The sequence below is a fragment of the Mesorhizobium sp. WSM4871 genome (assembly GCF_055811295.1).
In genome coordinates this window covers 353,354-372,672 of the sequence record NZ_JBVVPU010000002.1, presented here as the reverse complement: position 1 = coordinate 372,672, position 19,319 = coordinate 353,354, and the positions used below count along the sequence as shown (strand labels likewise).

Below are 19,319 nucleotides of genomic sequence, written 5' to 3'. Positions count from 1 at the left end.
CGCGCTCGATGGCGGGATTGGTGCTGGAGCGATTTCTCGCCGACGAGGCCGCGACCGCAAGGCTCGGCGAGGATCTGGCCATGTCGCTGCGCCCCGGCGATGTGCTGGCGCTCAAAGGCGATCTCGGTGCCGGCAAGTCGAGTTTGGCGCGGGCGCTGATCAGGGCGATGGCCGACGATTTCGGTCTCGATGTGCCGAGCCCGACCTTCACGCTCGTCCAGAGTTATCAGGCGCGCGTTCCCGTCCACCATTTCGACCTCTATCGACTGTCCGCGGCGTCCGAGCTCGACGAACTGGGCTTCGACGAGGCTTTGGCGCAAGGCGCTGCGCTGGTCGAGTGGCCGGAACGTGCAGAGGACTATCTGCCAGAGACTTCGGTCCTGGTCGAACTGGTCCATCGGGGCGACGGCCGGCTGGCCAGACTGTCGGGGCAGGGCGCCGCCTTCGAGCGCGCCGCGCGATCGTTGGCCATGCGCGATTTTCTGGAAAGAGCCGGCTGGGGCGAAGCGCAACGGCGATATTTCATCGGCGACGCCTCGGCCCGCTCCTATGAGATCGTCTCGCTGCCCGGACTGCCGCCGCGAGTCCTGATGAACTCGCCCAGGCTGGTGCTCGGGCCGCCGGTCCGCAACGGCAAGCCTTATGCGGTGATCGCCCATACCGCGCAATCCGTCACCGCCTTCGTTGCCATCGACAAGGCATTGCTGGCCGCTAGCGTCAGTGTGCCGGAGATCCATGCCGAAGATCTCGATCAGGGCTTTTTGCTGCTTGAGCATCTCGGCGCCGAAGGGTTCCTTGATAGCGATGGCCAGCCGGTCGCCGAGCGCTATGCGGCGGCGGCCGAACTGTTGGCCATGATGCATGGCAAGGCCTGGCCCGATCGCATGGAGGCCGCGCCCGGCGTCTTCCACGACGTGCCGCCCTTCGACCGTGACGCCATGATGATCGAGGCCGATCTCCTGGTCGATTGGTATGTGCCTATGCTGACCGGCGGCCCGGCCAGCGACGCCTTGCGTGCCGGCTACCACCGGGAGTGGAACGCCATACTCGACCGACTGAAAGGCCAGGAATACACGCTGATGCTGCGCGATTTCCATTCGCCCAACATCATCTGGCGTGGCGACCGCTCCGGTCACGACCGCCTTGGCATCGTCGACATCCAGGACGCACTGATCGGCCCGTCCGCCTATGACGTCGCCTCGCTGGCGATGGATGCCCGCGTCACGGTATCGCCGGATATCGAGCGGCGGACGCTCGATGCCTATATCGCGGCGCGCCGCGCCGCCGGCGGCTTCGACGAACAGGCGTTCGTCGAGACCTATGCAATCATGGCGGCGCAGCGCAATTCGAAGATCCTCGGCATTTTCGTGCGGCTCGAAAAGCGCGACGGCAAACCCCATTATCTCAAGCACTTGCCGCGCATTCGCGACTACCTCAGGCGGGCGCTGGCGCATCCGGCGCTGGCCGGCCTGCGGGATTTCTACGTCGCGCACGGCCTGCTGGAGGAACGGCCGCTGTGACGGCGCACCTCAAAACCGCGATGGTGCTTGCCGCCGGGCTTGGCAAGCGCATGCGGCCGATCACCGATACGATGCCGAAACCGCTGGTCAAGATATCAGGCAAGACATTGCTCGACTGGGGCCTCGACAGCCTGGCCGAGGCAGGCGTGGCCAAGGCCGTGGTCAATGTCCACTATTTCCCCGGGCAGATCGTCTCGCATGTCGCCGGGCGCGCCGCTCCAAAAGTGGTCATATCGGATGAAAGCGAAAGGCTGCTGGATTCCGCCGGCGGCATCGTCCATGCCTTGCCCGAACTGGGAAACGCGCCCTTCTACATCGTCAATGCCGACACTTTCTGGATCGACGTCGGCGCATCCAATCTCGCGCGGCTTGCCCTTGCATGGGATGCGGCGAAAATGGATATTCTGCTGATGCTCGCGGATATCAAGTCAGCGACCGGACATAGCGGCGGCACCGATTTCCTGATGGCGCCGGACGGCGCCCTGCGGCGTTCGAGGGGCGATGCGGCGGGCCTGATCTATGCCGGCGCTGCCATCGTCCATCCCAGGCTTTTCAGGGATGCGCCGGCCGGGCCGCATTCGCTCAACGTCTATTTCGATACCGCCATTGCTGCCGGCCGCCTGTTCGGCATGACCATGCACGGCCATTGGATCACGGTCGGCACACCCGACGCCATTCCGCTCGCCGAAGCGGCGGTCGCCGGCGTGCTTGCCGATCCGGCCAGCGCTCTTAACGAGTTGAAATGAGCGGCTCCCGCCGCGTTTTCTCGATTCCCCCCGGAGCGCCGTTCCTGCCGACGCTGGCCGAGGCCCTGCTGTCGGGCCGGCTCATCCCCGGCTTTCGCTTCGACGGCGAGCCGCTGGCGCTGGCCGATGTCACCATCTACGTGCCGACCCGCCGTGCGGCGCGTGCGCTGCGCGGCGTCTTCGTCGATGTGCTCGGCCGCCGTTCGGCGATCCTGCCGGTCATCCGCCCGCTCGGTGAGTTCGATGAGGACGAAGCCGCATTTGAGGCCGAAGCGGCGGCCGCTCTCGATCTGGCGCCGCCGATCGCCGCGATCGAGCGCCTGCTGCTGCTGGCGCCGCTGGTGCGCGCCTGGAAACGCCGCCTGCCGGCGCATGTCGCGGCCCTTTTCGACGAGGAGATCGTCGTACCGGCCTCCGCCGCCGATGCCATCTGGCTGGCGCGCGATCTGGCCCGGCTGATGGACGAGATCGAGACGGAGGGCACCGACTGGTCAAGGCTTGCCGATCTGGTGACCGGCAATCTGGCTGGCTGGTGGCAAGTGACGCTCGATTTCCTCGGCATCATCACCGACAATTGGCCGAACATCCTGGAAGAGCGCAATCGCTCCAACCCCGCCGCGCATCGCAATGCGCTGATCAGACTGGAAGCGGGGCGGCTGAAGCGCAACCCGCCGTCCGGGCCGGTGATCGCCGCCGGCTCCACCGGATCGATCCCGGCCACGGCCGAATTGCTCGCGGTGATCGCCGGCCTGCCCGGCGGCGCCGTCGTGCTGCCCGGCCTCGACACGACGCTGGACGAGCCGTCCTTCCAGGCGATTGCCGCACCTGGCGCCCGTCCGGCCCTGCTTGGCCACCCGCAATATGGCCTAGCCAAGCTGATCGCCAAGATCGGCGTGCTGCGCGGCGATGTCGAGGCGATCGCAATTGCCGAAGGGCCGCAGGCGCTACGGGCAGCCCTTGTCGGCGAGGCGCTGCGGCCGGCGGAAACCACCGAATTGTGGACCGAGACGCGGCTCGGCTTTACATCAGGCGAGATCGCCGAGGCCTTCGCCGATGTGACGCTTCTCGAAGCCGCCAGCGAACGTGACGAGGCCGTGGCGATCGCCGTCGCGCTCAAACGCGCCGTCGAAGAGCCCGGCCGGCGCGCCGCGCTCGTCACCGGCGACCGCGCCCTGGCGCGGCGCGTTGCGGCCGAACTCTTGCGCTTCGGCGTCGTCGCCGACGATTCCGGCGGCACGCCGCTCGCCAACACGCTGGCTGCCGGCCTGCTCAGGCTAGCGCTTCAGGCCGCCTTCCGCCCCGGCGATCCGGTTTCGCTGCTGTCGCTGCTCAAGCACCCGCTGCTTGGCCTTGGCCTGGAAAGAACGGAAGTCCGCCATGCCGCGGAAATCGTCGAACTGGTGGCGCTGCGCGGCGGCACCGGACGTCCCGATATCGCGTCGCTGCCGGAACTCTTCGAAGCTCGCCATGCCGGCTTGAGCGGCGACAAGCGCCAGCCCTTCTGGTTCTCGCGCCTGACCGTGCGCCGCATCGAGCGCGCCCGCGAATTGCTCGTCCGCCTTGCCGCCGCGCTGGCGCCGCTGATCGCTCTTCGCGGCGAGGGCGACACCGATCTTGCCGCGCTGAGCAGGGCAAGCGTCATCGTACTCGAAAACCTCGGCCGCGCCGCGGACGGCAGTCTGAGCGGCCTTTATGCCGGCGACGCCGGCGAAAAGCTCGCCGAGCTGTTGCGCGGGCTGGTCGCCGCCTCGGTGTCGTTCTCCTTCGCGGCGGACGAATGGCCTGATGTGATGGAGGCGCTGATAGCGCCCGAAACGGTCAAGCCGGCGCACGGCACCGACCGGAACATCGCCATCTGGGGCGCGCTGGAAGCACGGCTGCAGAGCGTCGACACGCTGGTCATTGGCGGCTTGAACGAAGGCGTGTGGCCGCGCAAGCCGGAGAGCGACCGCTTCATGTCGCGGCTGATGAAGAGCGGTATCGATCTCGAGCCGCCCGAACGGCGCATCGGCCTTGCCGCTCATGATTTCCAGATGGCGATGGGCGCGAAGAAGGTGGTGCTGGCGCGCTCCGCCCGCTCCGGCGATGCGCCGGCGGTGCCATCGCGCTGGCTACAGCGCATCCTCACCTTCATAGGCAAGGACCATGCGACGGCGCTTAGCCGGCGCGGGGATGAATTGCTGGCCTGGGCGCGCGCGCTAGATGCCGGCGAGAAGCAGGATTTTGCGCCGCGACCGCAGCCGAAGCCGCCGCTGGCCGTCAGGCCAACCCATTTCTCGGTCACCGAGATCGAAACGCTGCGCCGCGACCCCTACGCGATCTATGCCAGGAGGATCCTCGGCCTGATGCCGCTCGATCCGGTCATCCGCGATCCGGGCGCCGCCGAACGCGGCACGCTGTTCCACGCCATCCTGCATCTTTTCTCGGCCGATGTGGCCGACCCGCGCGCGCCGGAGGCGCTGGCCGGCCTTATCGCCGCCGGCCGCGCCTGCTTCGCCGAAGCGGCCCTCCCGGCCGATGTCGAAGCGGTATGGTGGCCGCGCTTCGAAAAGCTTGCCGGCGGCATCGTCGAATGGGAGCGCGGCCGCGCCGATGCCGTGGTGCGCCGGCATGCCGAGGAGCGCGCCCAGAAAACCGGCGTCGGCCAATCCGGCGTGACGCTGTCCGGCTATGCCGATCGCGTCGACCTGCTGGCCGGCGGCATGGCCGACATTCTCGACTACAAGACCGGCTCCTCGCCGTCCAAGGCGCAGGCACACACGTTGCTGTCGCCACAATTGGCGCTGGAGGGCGCGTTGCTGAGGCGCGGCGCCTTCAAGGAGCTGGGTGCGTGCGAGCCATCGCAACTGGCCTTCATCAGGCTGAAGCCGAATGGCGAGGTATTCGAGGAATCCATCCTCGAATACAACCGCAAGCCACGAACCGCCGCCGATCTCGCGGAGGAAGCCTGGGCGCGACTGGAAAAGCTGCTGATCCACTATGCCGACCCGGCGACCGGTTACCTCTCGCGCGCATTGCCGTTTCGCGAGGGCGAGACCGATGGCGACTACGACCATCTCGCCCGTGTGCTCGAATGGTCCGCCGGTGGTGATGCCGACGACGAGGGAGGGGAGGCGTGAAGAAAGCCTATCCGATCCCGACCGACACCGCCATCAGCCAGGCCAGGGCCTCCGATCCGCGGAATTCCGCCTGGGTGTCGGCCAATGCCGGATCGGGCAAGACCCATGTGCTGGCCCAGCGCGTCATCAGGCTTCTGCTTAGGGGTACCGATCCGTCGAAGATCCTGTGCCTGACCTACACGCGCGCCGCCGCCGCCAACATGTCGAACCGGGTGTTTTCGACACTCTCGGAATGGACGGCGCTTGGCGACGCGGAGCTTGGGGCGAGGATAGAGGCGCTGGACGGAAGGCGGCCCGACAGCGATACCATGCGCAGGGCGCGCCGGCTGTTCGCCGAGGCGCTGGAAACGCCGGGCGGGCTGAAGATCCAGACGATCCACGCCTTCTGCGAATCGGTGCTGCACCAATTCCCGCTGGAAGCCAACATTCCGGCCCATTTCGAAATGCTCGACAGCCAGATGGAGGCTTCGCTGTTCGCCACTGCGCGCCGCGACATGATCTCGGGCACGGCAGCGGGCGACGCCGGGCTGGCAGAGGCTTTCGCCGCCGTGCTCGAACGCGGCGGCGAGGCCGGGCTCGACGCATTGCTTGGCGAGATTGTGCGCAAGCGCGACGGGTTGCGCACCTTCATCAGCACGGCCGGTGGCGATGGCTTCCGGGCGCTGTTCGACGAGTTCCGGTTCCGCCCCGGCCAGACCGCCGAGGATATCGCGGCGTCCGTCTGGCCGTTGCCGGGTTTCCTGCCGGACTATTTCGTCACCTTCACCCGCGCCGCCGAGGCTGCCGACGCCCGCATCGTGCTGAACAACATCCTGCCCTATGCCCGTCTTGCCTTTGCCGAAGATGATCCGATCCGGCGGCTGCAACTGTTGGGCAAGGCCTTCCTGCGGGCGGATGGCGCTCCTTATGAGCCGGCAAAGACATTCAAGAAGGCGCTGCTCGACCGGTTGCCGGATCTGCCGGAACGCTATCTGGCGGCGGTCGGCGCCGTCCTCGAAATCTCCGACCGGCTGGCCCTGTTCCGGATGCTGGAAGGCACAAGTGCGGCGCTGACCATCGCCGACTGGCTGATCGCCCGCTACGAGCAATTGAAGCGTGCCCGCGGTTTCCTCGACTTCAACGACCTCATCACCCGCACGGTCAATCTCCTGGCGCGGCCCGACGCCGGCCCTTGGGTGCAATACAAGCTTGATCAGGGCATCGACCACATCCTGCTTGACGAGGCACAGGACACCAGCCCCGACCAATGGGATGTGGTGAAGCGGCTGGCGGAAGAATTCTTTGCCGGGCAAGGCGCGCGCGACACGGTCCACCGCACCATCTTTGCCGTCGGCGACGAAAAACAGTCGATCTATTCCTTTCAGGGAGCGGCGCCCGACTCCTTCGCCGACTCAAGGCTGCTGTTTGCCGGCAAGGTGCGCGACGCCGATGCCGCCTTCGCCGATCTCAAGCTGACCTGGTCTTTTCGCTCGAGCGACGACGTTCTTGCCGCGGTCGACCGCGTCTTCGCCGATCCCGCCGTGCGGCGTGGCATCAGCCACGATCCCGATCCGCTGCGCCACCAGGCTATCCGCACCGACGCGCCGGGCTATGTCGAGGTCTGGCCGTCGATCGGCGCGGATGCCGTCGACGAGCCCGACGACTGGACGCAAGCCGTCGACCACGCCCATGCGCCGGCGGTGCGCGTCGCCGAAAACGTAGCAGTGACCATTGCCGGCTGGATCGGCGGCGGCGAGATCGTCGAAGGCCGCGGCAAGAAGCTCCGGCCCGGCGATGTGCTTGTGCTGGTGCGCAAGCGCGATCGCTTCGTCCATGCGCTGACGCGCGCGCTGAAGCGCCGCGACATCCCGGTCGCCGGCGCCGACCGGCTGAGCCTGCCTGGCCATATCGCGGTCAAGGATCTGATCGCGCTTGGCCATTTTCTCATCCAGCCGCAGGACGATCTGTCGCTTGCCTCCGTGCTGCGCAGTCCGATCTTCGACGTTTCGGAAGAGATGCTTTTCAAGCTCGCGGGCGAGCGACTGCCCGGTCTCCCGTTGATCGCTTCGCTCATAGAGCATGCCGGTGACGGGGCTGCCTTGGCCACCATCATTGCCCAACTCGACACATGGTCGAACGAGGCGGCGTTCAAGCCGGTGTTCGAATTCTATGCCGCCGTTCTCGCCCGCGACGGTCTGCGCAGGAAGATGATCGCACGGCTCGGGCCGGAAGCCGGCGACATTCTCGACGAGTTCCTGAACTTCTGCCTGGCTGAGGAGCGGACCGGCCTGCCGGGGCTGGAATCCTTCCTGTCGACGCTGGAGAATGCCGGTCCCGAGATCAAGCGGGAGATGGATCAGACCCGCGACGAGGTTCGTGTCATGACCGTGCATGCCGCCAAGGGCCTGGAGGCGCCGGTGGTGTTCCTGGTCGATGGCGGCTCGGCCCCCTTCAGCGACCAGCATCTGCCGCGACTGATGCCGTTCGATGGCTCGGGCGAACACTGGGACGGCAAGGGCTATCTCTGGCGCTCGGCCAGCGATGTCGCCAATGGCTTTTCGCGCGCTGCTTCGGTCCGTGCCCGCGAACTGGCCGACGACGAATACCGCCGGCTGCTCTATGTCGGCATGACCCGTGCCGAGGACCGGCTGATCGTCTGCGGCTACCATGGCAAGCGGGCGCCGAACACCGGCACCTGGCATTCGATCGTCAGCCGCGCACTGGTCGGGGCGCCGGAAAGCACGGAGCGGCAGCACCCGGCCACCGGCGAGGCCGTGCATCGCTTCCACGTGACAAAATTGCCGCCGGTCGCGCAAGCAGCCACCGGGGAGGCGCAACAGTCGCAGCAATTCAGGCCGTTGCCAAAGACGCTGTTCCAGCCCTTGCCGCCCTATGAGGATCTGCCTAGGCCATTGTCGCCCTCCGGCGCCTCGGCCTTGATCGACGAGACGAAGGAAGCCGTGATCGACACCGGCTCGCCGGTGCTGGACGCCGAGACGGAGCCCGGCTTTGCGGTGATGCGGGGACTGGCGCTGCACAAATTGCTGCAGATGCTGCCCGGCATCGCGGAAGCCGAGCGCCGGGGTGCGGCGAAGCGCTATCTCGAACGCGCCGGCGCGCAATGGCCCGACGCCGAGCGCGACAAGGCTCTGGCCTCGGTGACCGCCATCCTCACCGATGCCCGCTTCGGCGAGTTGTTCTCGCCGTCCTCACGCGCCGAGGTTTCGGTCATGGGCAGCCTTGAGGTGAAGGGCAGGCTGCGCTCCATCTCGGGCAAGATCGATCTGCTGGCGGTCATGCCAGGCAAGGTGTCGATCGTCGACTACAAGACCAATCGGCCGGCGCCGGAGACGATTGCCGAAATCCCACCGGCCTATGTGCTCCAGCTTGCGCTCTATCGCGCCTTGCTGCAGCCGCTTTACCCCGGACGTGAGGTCGCTGCCGCGCTGCTGTTCACCGAGGCGCCGCGGCTGATCGAGCTGCCGACCGCGCTCATGGATGATGCCCTTGCCCGACTCACGGCAGCGTGACACAACACCTGCTTGAACAAAGACGCGATCACCACCACATTTGGTGCGACGAAAAAATCGAAAGGATTTCCGCATGGCCACCGTCAAGGTCGACAAGAGCAATTTCCAGGCCGACGTGCTTAACGCCAAGGAGCCGGTCGTGGTTGATTTCTGGGCGGAGTGGTGCGGCCCCTGCAAGATGATCGCGCCGGCGCTCGAGGAGATCGCCAACGAACTCGGCGGCAAGGTCAAGATTGCCAAGCTCAACATCGACGAGAATCCGGAGCTCGCCGCGCAGTTCGGCGTTCGCTCGATCCCGACGCTGATGATCTTCAAAGGCGGTGAAAGGGCCGACATCAAGGTTGGCGCTGCACCCAAGACGGCGCTGTCGCACTGGATCAACGGCAATCTCGCCTGATCGTCCTGAAATTCGGATCGAAGGAGCCCGGCCATCGTGCCGGGCTTTTTGTTGGCGCCATCGACTGGCCGCTCTAGCCCTCGCACCATGGCGCTCCATGTCCTCTGTTCAGGCAGACAGGAGAACCCCATGACCGGAACCGCCAAGGCCACCGTCTTCATCGACAATGAACGCGTCATCGTCACCGAGTACCGCTTTCAGCCAGGCGACAACACTGGCTGGCACCGCCACGGCCACGACTATGTCATCGTGCCGCTGATGGACGGCAAGCTGAAGCTTCTGACCCAGGATGGCGAATCCTTCGCCGAAATGAAGAAAGGCGCGCCCTATTTCCGCAAGGAGGGCGTCGAGCATGACGTCATCAGCGCCAATGAGGGCGAATACGCCTTCATCGAGATCGAGTTGAAGTAGATGCCGTGGGATAGGCAAAAGGTCCCACAGGTACGAGTTTGGACGGCAAGCTGTCAGCTGCCATCTTGATGGCAAGCCTGCGCACAGGTATATCTTTTGCAAGCAGGAGGTTGAAATGGCCGAACCACAGCTGTCTGTGCGTAGCGCAAAAGCACGCGATCTGGCCCATAGGCTTGCTCGTCGCGAAAATCGTTCGATAGCCGATGTGGTCGAACGTGCGCTTGAATCCTATGAGATCCGTGAAGCGGGCCGCGAGCCCGCTGCCTCTTTTTATGCTCGCCTGACGGCGAGCAGCGGTGCTGACATTGATCTGGAGAAAATCATCCGCGAAGACCGCCAAGCTCATACAGGGCCCGATCTTTGATTTTCATCGATACCAACGTGATTTCGGAGACTCTCAAGAAGGCACCGCATCCAGCCGTTGTCGCCTGGCTTGTCCGGTATGATGCTGAACTGGCACTTCCTACCGTGACGATTGCTGAAATTGCCTTTGGCATCCAAAAAGTACGCCCTGACGAGCGCGCCGATCGCTTGGAGCAGGGACTCTCCCAGTGGCGCCGTCGGTTTGCCGACCGGATTTTTGGGCTGACGGAAGAAGCTGCCCTGGCCTATGGCGAGATCATGGGAAGCGCCGTGCGCCAAGGCCGTGGCATGTCAGCTCCCGACGGCATGATTGCTGCGATCGCGCGCGTGAACGGCGGTCGGCTGGCAACGCGCAATCTCAGTGACTTTGGCACCACCGGCCTTGAGCTGATCTCACCGTGGGATTTCTGAGCGCCCTTTCGACGGCGAATATGCTTTCATCGAGATCGAGCTGAAGTGGGCTGCCAAGTAAGCGCCGTTTGAATTTGGAGCGGTTGCCTGTGAGCCCATTGCGCAGAAACGAGAAATGCCGCTGAATATGCGGCAATCAGAATTTCAGACTGATCGACTGCCCAGTCACCAGTCGGCGATGCGATCGCCGCCGACGAATTGCGCGCTGTTTTCGGTGTATTCGAACAACTCGATCTTCACGTCGTTGGGATCGCGGATCCAGGCCTGCCAGGTGCCGTCGCAGGCTTGCTTCTTTACGGTGACGTCGATGCCCTTCGACCGTATGTGGGCGATTGCGGCGTCGATGTTTTCCACTTCGAGGCAGAAGTGGTTGATCTGGTTCAGCTCGCTGTAGCCGGCCTCGCCTTTCCTGAACACCTCGACGTGGCTGCGGCCACCGCAATTGAGGTAGAAGCCGAAAATCTCGCCGTCGCGCAGGAAGTTGAACTGGGTGTCCAGGCCCAGCACGTCTCGGTAGAAACTCCGCGTCGCCTCCAGATCATGTGCGAAGATGCAGACATGAGCGAGCTGCTTTACCTCGATCATGATTGGCTCCTTACGCTGGTCGTGACAAATCGAACGCTCAGGTCGGCGGCGTGCCGTTTTCGGCAAGCACCGCGCCGGCCAGGTACAATGAACCGCCGATCAGGATGCGCGGCGGCTGCCCGTCCCAGCTATCGCGCAGCAGCATCAGCGCGTTGGCGACGGAACTGACCGGCTCGGCCGACAGCCCCGCTTCCGTGGCGCGGACCGCCAGTTCGTCATTCGGCACGCCGGCCTCGCTGAGGCTCACCGGCACCGTGTAGACATGCCGCACGAGGCCCTTGAAGGCGCGGAAATAGCCGGCCTGGTCCTTGGTGTTGATCATGCCGGCGATCAGGAAAAGCGGCCGCGGGTTCTTTTCCTCCTGCTCGGCCAGCGCCTCGGCGACGACGATGCCTGCTCCCGGATTGTGCCCACCGTCGAGCCAGATGTCGGCGCCCTTCGGCGCCAGATCCGTCAGCCGGCCCTGCGGCAGCTTCTGCATGCGGCCCGGCCATGCGACAGTGGCCATCGCCTTTTCGGCGGCGCGGTGGCTGATCTCGAAGCCGGCGGCCTTGACCGCCGCGATCGCCGCGGCCGCGTTGGCGAACTGGTGACGCCCCGGCAGGCGTGGCGGCGGCAGGTCCATCAGCCCGTCCTCGTCCTGGTAGACCATGCGGCCGTTTTCCTCGAAAGCGAGGAAATCCTGGCCGTAGACGAAGGTCGGGCAGTCCAGCCGCTCGGCGGTTTCGATCAGCACCTGCAGCGCCGTATCGCTTTCCTGCGCACCGATGACCACCGGGCAACCGCGCTTGATGATGCCGGCCTTTTCGGCGGCGATCAGCTCGACCCGGTCGCCGAGATAGGCTTCATGGTCGAGCGAGACCGGCATGATCACCGACACCGCCGGCCTGTCGATGACATTGGTGGCGTCGAAGCGGCCGCCGAGCCCGACCTCGATGACGGCGGCTTCGGCCGGATGCTCGGAAAACAGGAGGAAGGTGACGGCGGTGAGGATCTCGAAGACGGTGATCGTCTGACCTTCATTGGCCTTGGCGACGCGCGCTATTGTCTCGGCGAAGACATCGTCGTCGACCAGCCTGCCGCCGCCTTCGGCGGCCAGCCGGTAGCGCTCGTGCCAGTTCACCAGATGCGGCGACGTGTGCACGTGGACGAGATGGCCTGCCGCTTCCAGCAACGCCCGCGAGAAGGCGGCGCACGAGCCCTTGCCGTTGGTGCCGGCGATATGGATGACCGGCGGCAGATGGTCCTGCGGATTGCCCAGCCGCTCGAGCAACCTGGAGATACGGTCCAGCGAAAGGTCGAAGCCCTTCGGATGAAGCGCCATCAGGCTTTCGATTTCGCGGTCGGCGGCAAGCGTTGTCATGGGAGAATCCTAGCGCATGACCTCGGAAATCGGAATCGATTTCCGGAAAAGGATCATGCGCAAAATCAGGAAGCTACAGCGCACGACATCTCGCGCGCAACCGCGGTTCGCGGCTAAGGATGTCGCTTCAGGCCTGCGGGCGTGCTTCCGCCGGGATCGTCGCCGGCGGCAGGATTTCCGGCTCCAGCGGCTTCTGCTCCTGCGGCACCTTGAGCAGCATTTTCAGGAGCCGCGCGATTGTCTCGCGCATCTCCAGCCTCGATACCACCATGTCGACCATGCCGTGCTCCATCAGATATTCGGCGCGCTGGAAGCCGTCGGGCAGTTTTTCCCGGATGGTCTGTTCGATGACGCGCGGCCCGGCAAAGCCGATCAGCGCGCCGGGCTCGGCGATGTGCACGTCGCCCAGCATGGCGTAGGAAGCGGTGACGCCGCCGGTGGTCGGGTTGGTCAGCACCACGATATAGGGCAGGCCGGCCTCCTTCAGCCGGTCGACGCCGACCGTGGTGCGCGGCAATTGCATAAGCGACAGGATGCCCTCCTGCATGCGGGCGCCGCCCGATGCCGCGAACAGGATCAGCGGCCGTTTGCGTTGCAGGGCGACCTCGAACGCATGCACGATGGCGTCGCCCGCCGCCATGCCGAGCGAGCCGCCCATGAAAGCAAAATCCTGCACCGTCACCACCACCGGCAGGCCCTCGATCGTGCCCAGCGCATTGACGATCGCATCCTCCAGCCCGGTCTTGGCCTTGGCGTCCTTCAGCCGGTCGGTGTAGCGCTTCTCGTCGCGGAATTTCAGTGGATCCAGCACCACCTTGGGATTATCGAGCGTCTCGTATTTGCCGTCGTCGAGGAAGAATTTCAGCCGCTCCTTGGCCGAGATCTTCATGTGGTGGCCGGACGACGGGATGACGAACTGGTTCTGCTCCAGGTCCTTGTGGAAGACCATCTCGCCGGTCTCGGGATCCTTGATCCAGAGATTCTCGGGCATATCGGTGCGCCGGCCGAGCATCGAATTGATCTTCGGGCGGACGTAGTTGGTGATCCAGTTCATCGCTTCGGCTCCTGTCCTGACGAAGAGGTAGGAAAGACGTAGGGATACTATTCGGCGGCAGCAAGGCGGGCCGAACGCACGCCCTGGGCGAGGCCGCTGACCAGCGTGGCCACCGCCTCGGCCGGATCGGCGGTCTTTTCGCCCTTCGGTCCCAGCACATTGGCGACCGCATTGACGATCGCGGTGCCGACGACGACGCCATCGGCATTGGCGCCGATGATGCGCGCCTGCTCGGCGGTCTTGACGCCGAAGCCGACGCAGACCGGCAGGTCGGTATGGCCCTTGATGCGCTTGACCGCCGCCGCCACCTTGCCGGTGTCGGCCAGTGCGGAGCCGGTGATGCCGGTCATCGACACGTAGTAGACGAAGCCGGAGGTGTTCTGCAGCACCTTGGGCAGGCGCCTGTCGTCGGTGGTCGGCGTCGCCAGCCGGATGAAGTTGATACCGGCCTTGAGCGCCGGAATGCAGAGTTCCTCGTCCATCTCCGGCGGCAGGTCGACGACGATCAGCCCGTCAATCCCGCTGGCGATGGCATCCTTGAGGAAGCGGTCGACGCCATAGATGTATATCGGATTGTAGTAGCCCATGAGCACGATCGGCGTCTCATTGTCGGCGGCGCGAAATTGCGACGCCATCTTCAGCGTCTTAACCAGCGTCTGGCCACCTTTCAGTGCCCGCAAACCGGCCGCCTGGATCGCCGGGCCATCGGCCATCGGATCGGAAAACGGCATGCCGAGCTCGATGATGTCGGCGCCGGCCGTGGGCAGCGCCTTCATGATCGACAGCGAGGTATCGTAGTCCGGGTCGCCGCCCATGAAATAGGTGACCAGCGCCGGTCGGCCTTCGGCTTTCAGTTTTGCCATGCGGCGGTCGATGCGGGTGGCCGCCATATCAGATCTCCATGCCCAGCATGTCGGCCACCGTGTGCACGTCCTTGTCGCCGCGGCCGGACAGGTTGACGATGACGATCTGGTCCTTGTCCATATCGGGAACGATCTTGACCGCATGCGCGATGGCATGGGCCGATTCCAGCGCCGGAATGATGCCTTCGACCCGTGTCGTCAGCTTGAAAGCCTCCAGCGCCTCGTCGTCGAGGATCGGCACGTATTCGACGCGGCCGCTATCGCGCAGCCAGGAGTGTTCGGGACCGACACCCGGATAGTCGAGGCCGGCCGAGATCGAATGGCCGTCCATGATCTGGCCGTCGGCGTTCTGCAGCAGATAGGTGCGGTTGCCGTGCAGCACGCCGGGCGCGCCGGCATTCATCGAGGCGCAATGTTCGATGCCGTCGAGGCCGCGGCCGCCGGCTTCGATGCCGATGATGCGGACCTGCCTGTCGTCGAGGAAGGGATGGAACAGGCCGATGGCGTTCGAGCCGCCGCCGACGCAGGCGATGATGGTGTCGGGAAGCCGGCCTTCTTGCTCGAGGATCTGGGCGCGCGCCTCGGTGCCGATCACCGACTGGAAGTCGCGCACCAGCTCCGGATAGGGATGCGGGCCGGCGGCGGTGCCGATCAGGTAATAAGTATCCTCGACATTGGTCACCCAGTCGCGCAAGGCCTCGTTCATGGCGTCCTTCAGCGTGCCGTGTCCGGCCGTCACCGGCCTGACTTCGGCACCGAGCAGCTTCATGCGAAAGACATTGGGGCTTTGGCGAGCGACGTCGGTGGCGCCCATATAGACTATGCAGGGGTAGCCGAAGCGCGCCGCCACCGTAGCCGTTGCGACGCCGTGCTGGCCGGCGCCCGTCTCGGCGATGATGCGCTTCTTGCCCATGCGCTTGGCCAGCAGTATCTGGCCGAGGCAATTGTTGATCTTGTGCGAGCCGGTGTGGTTCAGGTCCTCGCGCTTGAAATAGACTTTCGCCCCGCCCAAATGCCTGGTCAGGCCCTCGGCGAAATAAAGCTTCGACGGCCGTCCGGCATAGTGGGTCGAAAGGTCAGTCAGCTCGGCCTTGAAGTCCGGGTCGTCCTTGACCTCGTTCCAGTGCCGCTCCAGGTCGAGGATCAGCGGCATCAGCGTCTCGGCGACGAAACGGCCGCCAAAGATGCCGAACATGCCCTGTTCGTCTGGTCCGGTGCGGAAGGAATTGGGTGTCGCCGGCTTGTCCATCGCCGATCTCCTCTTGTCTTGATGAGCCTGCCGGAAGCCGGCTTTCGCCTTCGGTGGCATGTCCTGCTTGAGTCGTCAGGCTGCGCGATTGTCGCGCGCCGCCCTCACGGCCCGGAAAAACTGTTCGATCAGCGCCGGATCCTTGACGCCCGGGGCACTTTCCACGCCGGACGAGATGTCGATTGCGGGCGGGTTGGCAAGTCTTAGGGCATCGCCGATATTGGCGGCGTTGAGCCCACCGGAAAGCATGTAATCGACGCCGGCGTCAAGACCGGCCAGAATGCGCCAGTCGAAGGCGATGCCATTGCCGCCCGGCAATTCCGAACCTTTGGGCGGCTTGGCGTCGAACAGGAAGCGATCGGCGATGCCGACGAAGGGCTTTATCCGCTCCAGATCGGCCGCCTCGCTGACCGGCAGTGCCTTGATGACAGGCAGACGATAACGCACCTTGAGCTCGGCCAGCCGCTCCGGCGTCTCCGAGCCATGAAGCTGCAGCATGTCTGGACGCATTTTTTCAACGATCTCGTCCAGGAACGCGTCGCTGGCGTCGACCGTCACGGCAACCGCCTTGGCCTTGCCGATCGCAGCTTCGCGCAGACGGCCGGCTTCCAGGGGATCGATAAAGCGCGGGCTTTTGGCAAAGAAAATAAAGCCAACATGGCTGGCGCCGCCGGCCAATGCCGCGGCCAATGCCTTGTCGGTTCTTAACCCGCATATCTTGATGTCGAGCGCCATGGCGCGGGGATTGGCACGAAACGGCAAAAGAGTCGAGAAAAAGCGTTCTGTTTGCCGCCGGCGCTGAACGCGCTACCTTCTTCTCAAGGACTGCAGGCGGGAGCAAACCATGGCAGACGAAACCGTCGCCCAACTCAGGCAGAAGATTGCGCAGGCGCGCGAGGTCATCGCGCATTTGCTGGACAAGGCAGCCTTCAACGGCGCCGAGGCCCACCGAGCGCTCGATTATTTCGGCAACGATGAATTCGAGAAGAATTTCCTGCCCTGGCCGCGCCCTGGCGACGAAGGCTTGCGGCCGGACGAACTCAACGCGGCGAATGACGATTGAGTGGACCGGCTAAGGCCGATCCGGGCGCGTCAGTCGAACATGATCGCCTGCAGCGCGCCGCCATTGCGCTTCAGCCAGTCCTTGCAGCGCTCGGTGTCGGGGCAAAGCTGCCCGCACAGTTTCCAGAATTTCGGGCCGTGGTTCATCTCCTTGAGATGCGCCACCTCATGCGCGACGAGGTAGTTTATGACCGGCGTCGGCGCCATCATGATGCGCCAGGAGAAGGACAGATTGCCGTCGGAGGTGCAGGAGCCCCAGCGGCTGGATGTGTCCTTGAAGCGGATCGCCTTGGCGCGCTTGTTGATCGTAGCTGTGTGCTTGACCACCAGCCGCTCGATCTCGCGCTTGGCCTCGCGCTTGAGGAAATCGGCGATGCGGCGCGGCAGATGCACGCGTTCGCCGTGCACGATCAGCAGCGGTCCGCGCTCGTCGCGCGAGATGGTGACGGTACCGCGTTTTGCCGGCTCATGGACGATGCGGTGCGGCACGCCGCGCACCGGGATCTTGATGCCTGGCCGCACTTGCGGCCGGTTGGGCACCTTGGCCAGCCGCTGCTCCAGCCAGTCCTGATGGCGGTCGAGGAATTTTTCCACCTCGCCACGGCGCAGGCCCGGCGGCACGGTTATGCGCAAGCCCCGGCCGCCGGAATCGATGCGCAGTGTCAGCCGCCGTGCCCGGTCGCTCTCGACGATCTTGAGCGGCAGCGTGCGGCCGGCGACACAATGCTCGCGCTCCACGACGGGCGCAGGCTTGGGCTTGGTCAGGTTGCGGAAGAAGCCGATGGTCATGGCCGGACGATACGCGATTCGAGGAAAACGACTAGAGGTGCGAACGCGAAAAGAGAACAAAAAAGAAACGGCGCCGCTCAGGCGACGCCGTTCATCATGCCAAGGCTTGTTGCTCGGCGCTAGTCGTCAAGCAGGTTCGAGCCCTTGCGCTTGGGCGTCGTCGGCCCAGTCGTCTTGGTCGTTCCCGTTGTCGTCGTCGCAGCAGTCGACTTGTTGCGGTTCGCCATGAACCGGTCGAATTCGTCCTGGTCCTTGGCGCGGCGCAGCTCGCGAGCATAATCGTCGAACTCGCTCAGCATCTCGTCAAGCTTGCGGCGCTCTTCTGCGAGGCGCTCGAGTTCCTTTTCGCGCCAGTCGTCGAAAGCGACATTGCCGGTGCGGGCGGAGCCATGACCCCAGCGCGCGGCCTTGTCGGAACCGCGGCGGCAGCCGGCGAAGATGCCGTCGGTGGCGCGGTTGACGTCGCGCTTGAAGCCGTCGAGCCGGTCGCCCCAGATGATGTAGGCGAGCATGGCGAAGCCGAGCGGCCAGAACACCATGAAGCCGATTACCATCAGCGCGATGGTCGCCGGCGTCCAGGCCGGACGGATCAAAGCAGATGTGTTCATTTTCTCCCGTTCCTTCAGTTGGAGACAGCCAAACCCGGCTGCGTGGAATCGAAATGGGAACGGAAAAACGGCGATTCAAGACAGTATCGGCCAAAACCGGACAAGCGGCTGAAATGATTATCGCTTTTTGAGCATTTCGAGGAAAAGCACCACCAGGCCGGCGACCAGGCCCCAGAACGCGGCGCCGACCCCGAACAGCGTCAGCCCCGAGGCGGTGACGGCAAAGGTGACGGTGGCGGCCATGCGCTCGCTTTCTTCCTTGAGCGCGATCGACAGCGCGTTGGCGAGCGGCGCCATCAGCGCCAGGCCGGCGACCAGCACGATCAGGCTCTGCGGCAAAACGGCAAAGATCGCCACCAGCGAGGCGCCGAACAGGGCGAAGACAAGATAGGCAAGCGCGTAGAAGGGCCCGGTCTTCCAGCGCTCGGTCGGATCCGGATGTACGTCCGGTCCGGTGCAGATCGCCGCCGAGATCGCTGCCAGATTGGTGGTCGAGGCGCCGAGCGGCGCCGTCAGCAACGAAAACAGGCCGGTGACGCCGATCAGCGGGCCGGGCTCGGGATGGTAGCCGGCCGCCCGCAGCACGGCGAGGCCGGACAGGTTTTGCGAGGCCATGGTGACGAGGTAGAGCGGCAGGGCGAGCCCGATCAGCGCCGTGGCGGAGAAATGCGGCGCAACCAGCGTCAGGGTCGACAATTCCGGTGTCGGCAGGCCGCCGACCCGGCCGGTGAGGAAGGCGGCGAGGCCGCCGCCGATCAGCACCGCGAGAACCGACAGCGCCGGATTGAACAACCGGATGACGAAGAAGGCCGCGATCAGCGGCAGGATCAGCCAGGGGTCGACGGGAATGGCCTTGACCGCATTGGTGGCGAAGCTGACGAGGATGCCGGCCAGCATGCCCGACGCCACCGAGGCCGGTATCCTGGCGATCAGCCGGGTCAATGGCTTGAACAGTCCGGTGACGACCAAAAGGATACCGGTGACGATGAAGGCGCCGACGGCCTCCGCCATCGAAAAGCCGCTCGACGCCGCGATCAGCGCCAGCCCTGGCGTCGACCAGGCGGTGATGACAGGCATTTTCGTGCGCCATGACAGCCACAGGCTCTCGATCGCCATGGCCAGGCAAAGCGCCGTCACCCAGCTTGCTGTCTCGATTTGCGTCGCGCCGACCGCCTTGGCGGCGGCGATCACGATGGCCAGCGTGCCGCCGAAGCCGACGATCGCCGCGACGAAGGCGGATATCGGAATGGAGATGCGCATTCTCTAGCCT

The 19,319-nt window shown here is 65.0% G+C and carries 18 protein-coding genes; 9 read left to right on the top strand and 9 right to left on the bottom strand.

Going from position 1 to position 19,319, the window contains the following annotated elements; translation table 11 throughout:
• The first annotated feature begins 8 nt into the window (after positions 1 to 8).
• The 8 genes from tsaE to AC0L2H_RS05110 all read left to right on the top strand — a co-directional run bounded on the left by tsaE (position 9) and on the right by AC0L2H_RS05110 (position 10,476).
• Positions 9 to 1,520 carry a tRNA (adenosine(37)-N6)-threonylcarbamoyltransferase complex ATPase subunit type 1 TsaE gene (tsaE, locus tag AC0L2H_RS05145; RefSeq protein WP_473589191.1) on the top strand — a complete coding sequence of 504 codons (1,512 nt, stop codon included), beginning with the start codon at positions 9 to 11 and terminating at the stop codon, positions 1,518 to 1,520.
• Positions 1,521 to 1,540: 20 nt separating this feature from the next.
• A complete protein-coding gene (locus AC0L2H_RS05140; protein ID WP_473589466.1) occupies positions 1,541 to 2,266 on the top strand; it encodes a nucleotidyltransferase family protein in 726 nt (241 codons plus the stop codon).
• On the top strand, positions 2,263 to 5,385 hold the full coding sequence (gene addB / locus AC0L2H_RS05135; protein WP_473589190.1) for a double-strand break repair protein AddB: 3,123 nt from the start codon (positions 2,263 to 2,265) through the stop codon (positions 5,383 to 5,385). The genes AC0L2H_RS05140 and addB overlap by 4 nt, the downstream gene beginning before the upstream one ends.
• On the top strand, positions 5,382 to 8,894 hold the full coding sequence (gene addA, locus AC0L2H_RS05130; protein WP_473589189.1) for a double-strand break repair helicase AddA: 3,513 nt from the start codon (positions 5,382 to 5,384) through the stop codon (positions 8,892 to 8,894). The genes addB and addA overlap by 4 nt, the downstream gene beginning before the upstream one ends.
• Positions 8,895 to 8,967: 73 nt before the next feature.
• Complete coding sequence (gene trxA / locus AC0L2H_RS05125; protein WP_008872778.1) at positions 8,968 to 9,291, top strand: thioredoxin; 324 nt, start codon at positions 8,968 to 8,970, stop codon at positions 9,289 to 9,291.
• A 129-nt stretch (positions 9,292 to 9,420) separates the two neighbouring features.
• Positions 9,421 to 9,702 carry a cupin domain-containing protein gene (locus tag AC0L2H_RS05120; RefSeq protein ID WP_473589188.1) on the top strand — a complete coding sequence of 94 codons (282 nt, stop codon included), beginning with the start codon at positions 9,421 to 9,423 and terminating at the stop codon, positions 9,700 to 9,702.
• A 115-nt stretch (positions 9,703 to 9,817) separates the two neighbouring features.
• Positions 9,818 to 10,066, top strand: a complete 249-nt coding sequence (locus tag AC0L2H_RS05115; protein WP_473589187.1) for a type II toxin-antitoxin system VapB family antitoxin — start codon at positions 9,818 to 9,820, stop codon at positions 10,064 to 10,066.
• The gene (locus tag AC0L2H_RS05110) at positions 10,063 to 10,476 is read left to right on the top strand and encodes a PIN domain-containing protein (RefSeq protein WP_473589186.1); all 414 of its coding nucleotides are present in this window, start codon (positions 10,063 to 10,065) and stop codon (positions 10,474 to 10,476) included. The genes AC0L2H_RS05115 and AC0L2H_RS05110 overlap by 4 nt, the downstream gene beginning before the upstream one ends.
• Positions 10,477 to 10,641: 165 nt before the next feature.
• Here AC0L2H_RS05110 and AC0L2H_RS05105 read toward each other — a convergent pair whose 3' ends face one another.
• From AC0L2H_RS05105 to AC0L2H_RS05080, 6 genes are all read right to left on the bottom strand, one after another.
• Complete coding sequence (locus AC0L2H_RS05105; protein WP_473589185.1) at positions 10,642 to 11,061, bottom strand: VOC family protein; 420 nt, start codon at positions 11,059 to 11,061, stop codon at positions 10,642 to 10,644.
• A 37-nt stretch (positions 11,062 to 11,098) separates the two neighbouring features.
• Positions 11,099 to 12,424 (bottom strand): bifunctional folylpolyglutamate synthase/dihydrofolate synthase, encoded by a 1,326-nt coding sequence (locus AC0L2H_RS05100; protein ID WP_107649044.1) that lies wholly within the window; start codon positions 12,422 to 12,424, stop codon positions 11,099 to 11,101.
• Positions 12,425 to 12,551: 127 nt separating this feature from the next.
• Entirely contained in the window at positions 12,552 to 13,478 is a 927-nt protein-coding gene (gene accD, locus AC0L2H_RS05095) for an acetyl-CoA carboxylase, carboxyltransferase subunit beta (RefSeq protein WP_473589184.1), read from the bottom strand.
• A 47-nt stretch (positions 13,479 to 13,525) separates the two neighbouring features.
• Complete coding sequence (gene trpA / locus AC0L2H_RS05090; protein WP_473589183.1) at positions 13,526 to 14,368, bottom strand: tryptophan synthase subunit alpha; 843 nt, start codon at positions 14,366 to 14,368, stop codon at positions 13,526 to 13,528.
• A gap of 1 nt (position 14,369) precedes the next feature.
• On the bottom strand, positions 14,370 to 15,590 hold the full coding sequence (trpB, locus tag AC0L2H_RS05085; RefSeq protein ID WP_473589182.1) for a tryptophan synthase subunit beta: 1,221 nt from the start codon (positions 15,588 to 15,590) through the stop codon (positions 14,370 to 14,372).
• Positions 15,591 to 15,665: 75 nt separating this feature from the next.
• Positions 15,666 to 16,325 (bottom strand): phosphoribosylanthranilate isomerase, encoded by a 660-nt coding sequence (locus tag AC0L2H_RS05080; RefSeq protein WP_473589181.1) that lies wholly within the window; start codon positions 16,323 to 16,325, stop codon positions 15,666 to 15,668.
• Positions 16,326 to 16,434: 109 nt separating this feature from the next.
• Between AC0L2H_RS05080 and AC0L2H_RS05075 the strand changes: the two genes are divergently transcribed.
• Complete coding sequence (locus tag AC0L2H_RS05075; protein WP_473589180.1) at positions 16,435 to 16,653, top strand: hypothetical protein; 219 nt, start codon at positions 16,435 to 16,437, stop codon at positions 16,651 to 16,653.
• A 29-nt stretch (positions 16,654 to 16,682) separates the two neighbouring features.
• On the opposite strand, the gene AC0L2H_RS05070 is transcribed toward AC0L2H_RS05075, so the two are convergent.
• The 3 genes from AC0L2H_RS05070 to AC0L2H_RS05060 form a co-directional block, all read right to left on the bottom strand.
• On the bottom strand, positions 16,683 to 17,441 hold the full coding sequence (locus AC0L2H_RS05070; protein ID WP_473589179.1) for a M48 family metallopeptidase: 759 nt from the start codon (positions 17,439 to 17,441) through the stop codon (positions 16,683 to 16,685).
• A 119-nt stretch (positions 17,442 to 17,560) separates the two neighbouring features.
• Positions 17,561 to 18,049, bottom strand: coding sequence for a DUF2852 domain-containing protein (locus AC0L2H_RS05065; RefSeq protein WP_473589178.1), 489 nt, complete (start codon positions 18,047 to 18,049; stop codon positions 17,561 to 17,563).
• Positions 18,050 to 18,166: 117 nt separating this feature from the next.
• Positions 18,167 to 19,309, bottom strand: a complete 1,143-nt coding sequence (locus tag AC0L2H_RS05060) for a benzoate/H(+) symporter BenE family transporter (RefSeq protein WP_473589177.1) — start codon at positions 19,307 to 19,309, stop codon at positions 18,167 to 18,169.
• Between the last annotated feature and the right edge of the window lie 10 nt (positions 19,310 to 19,319).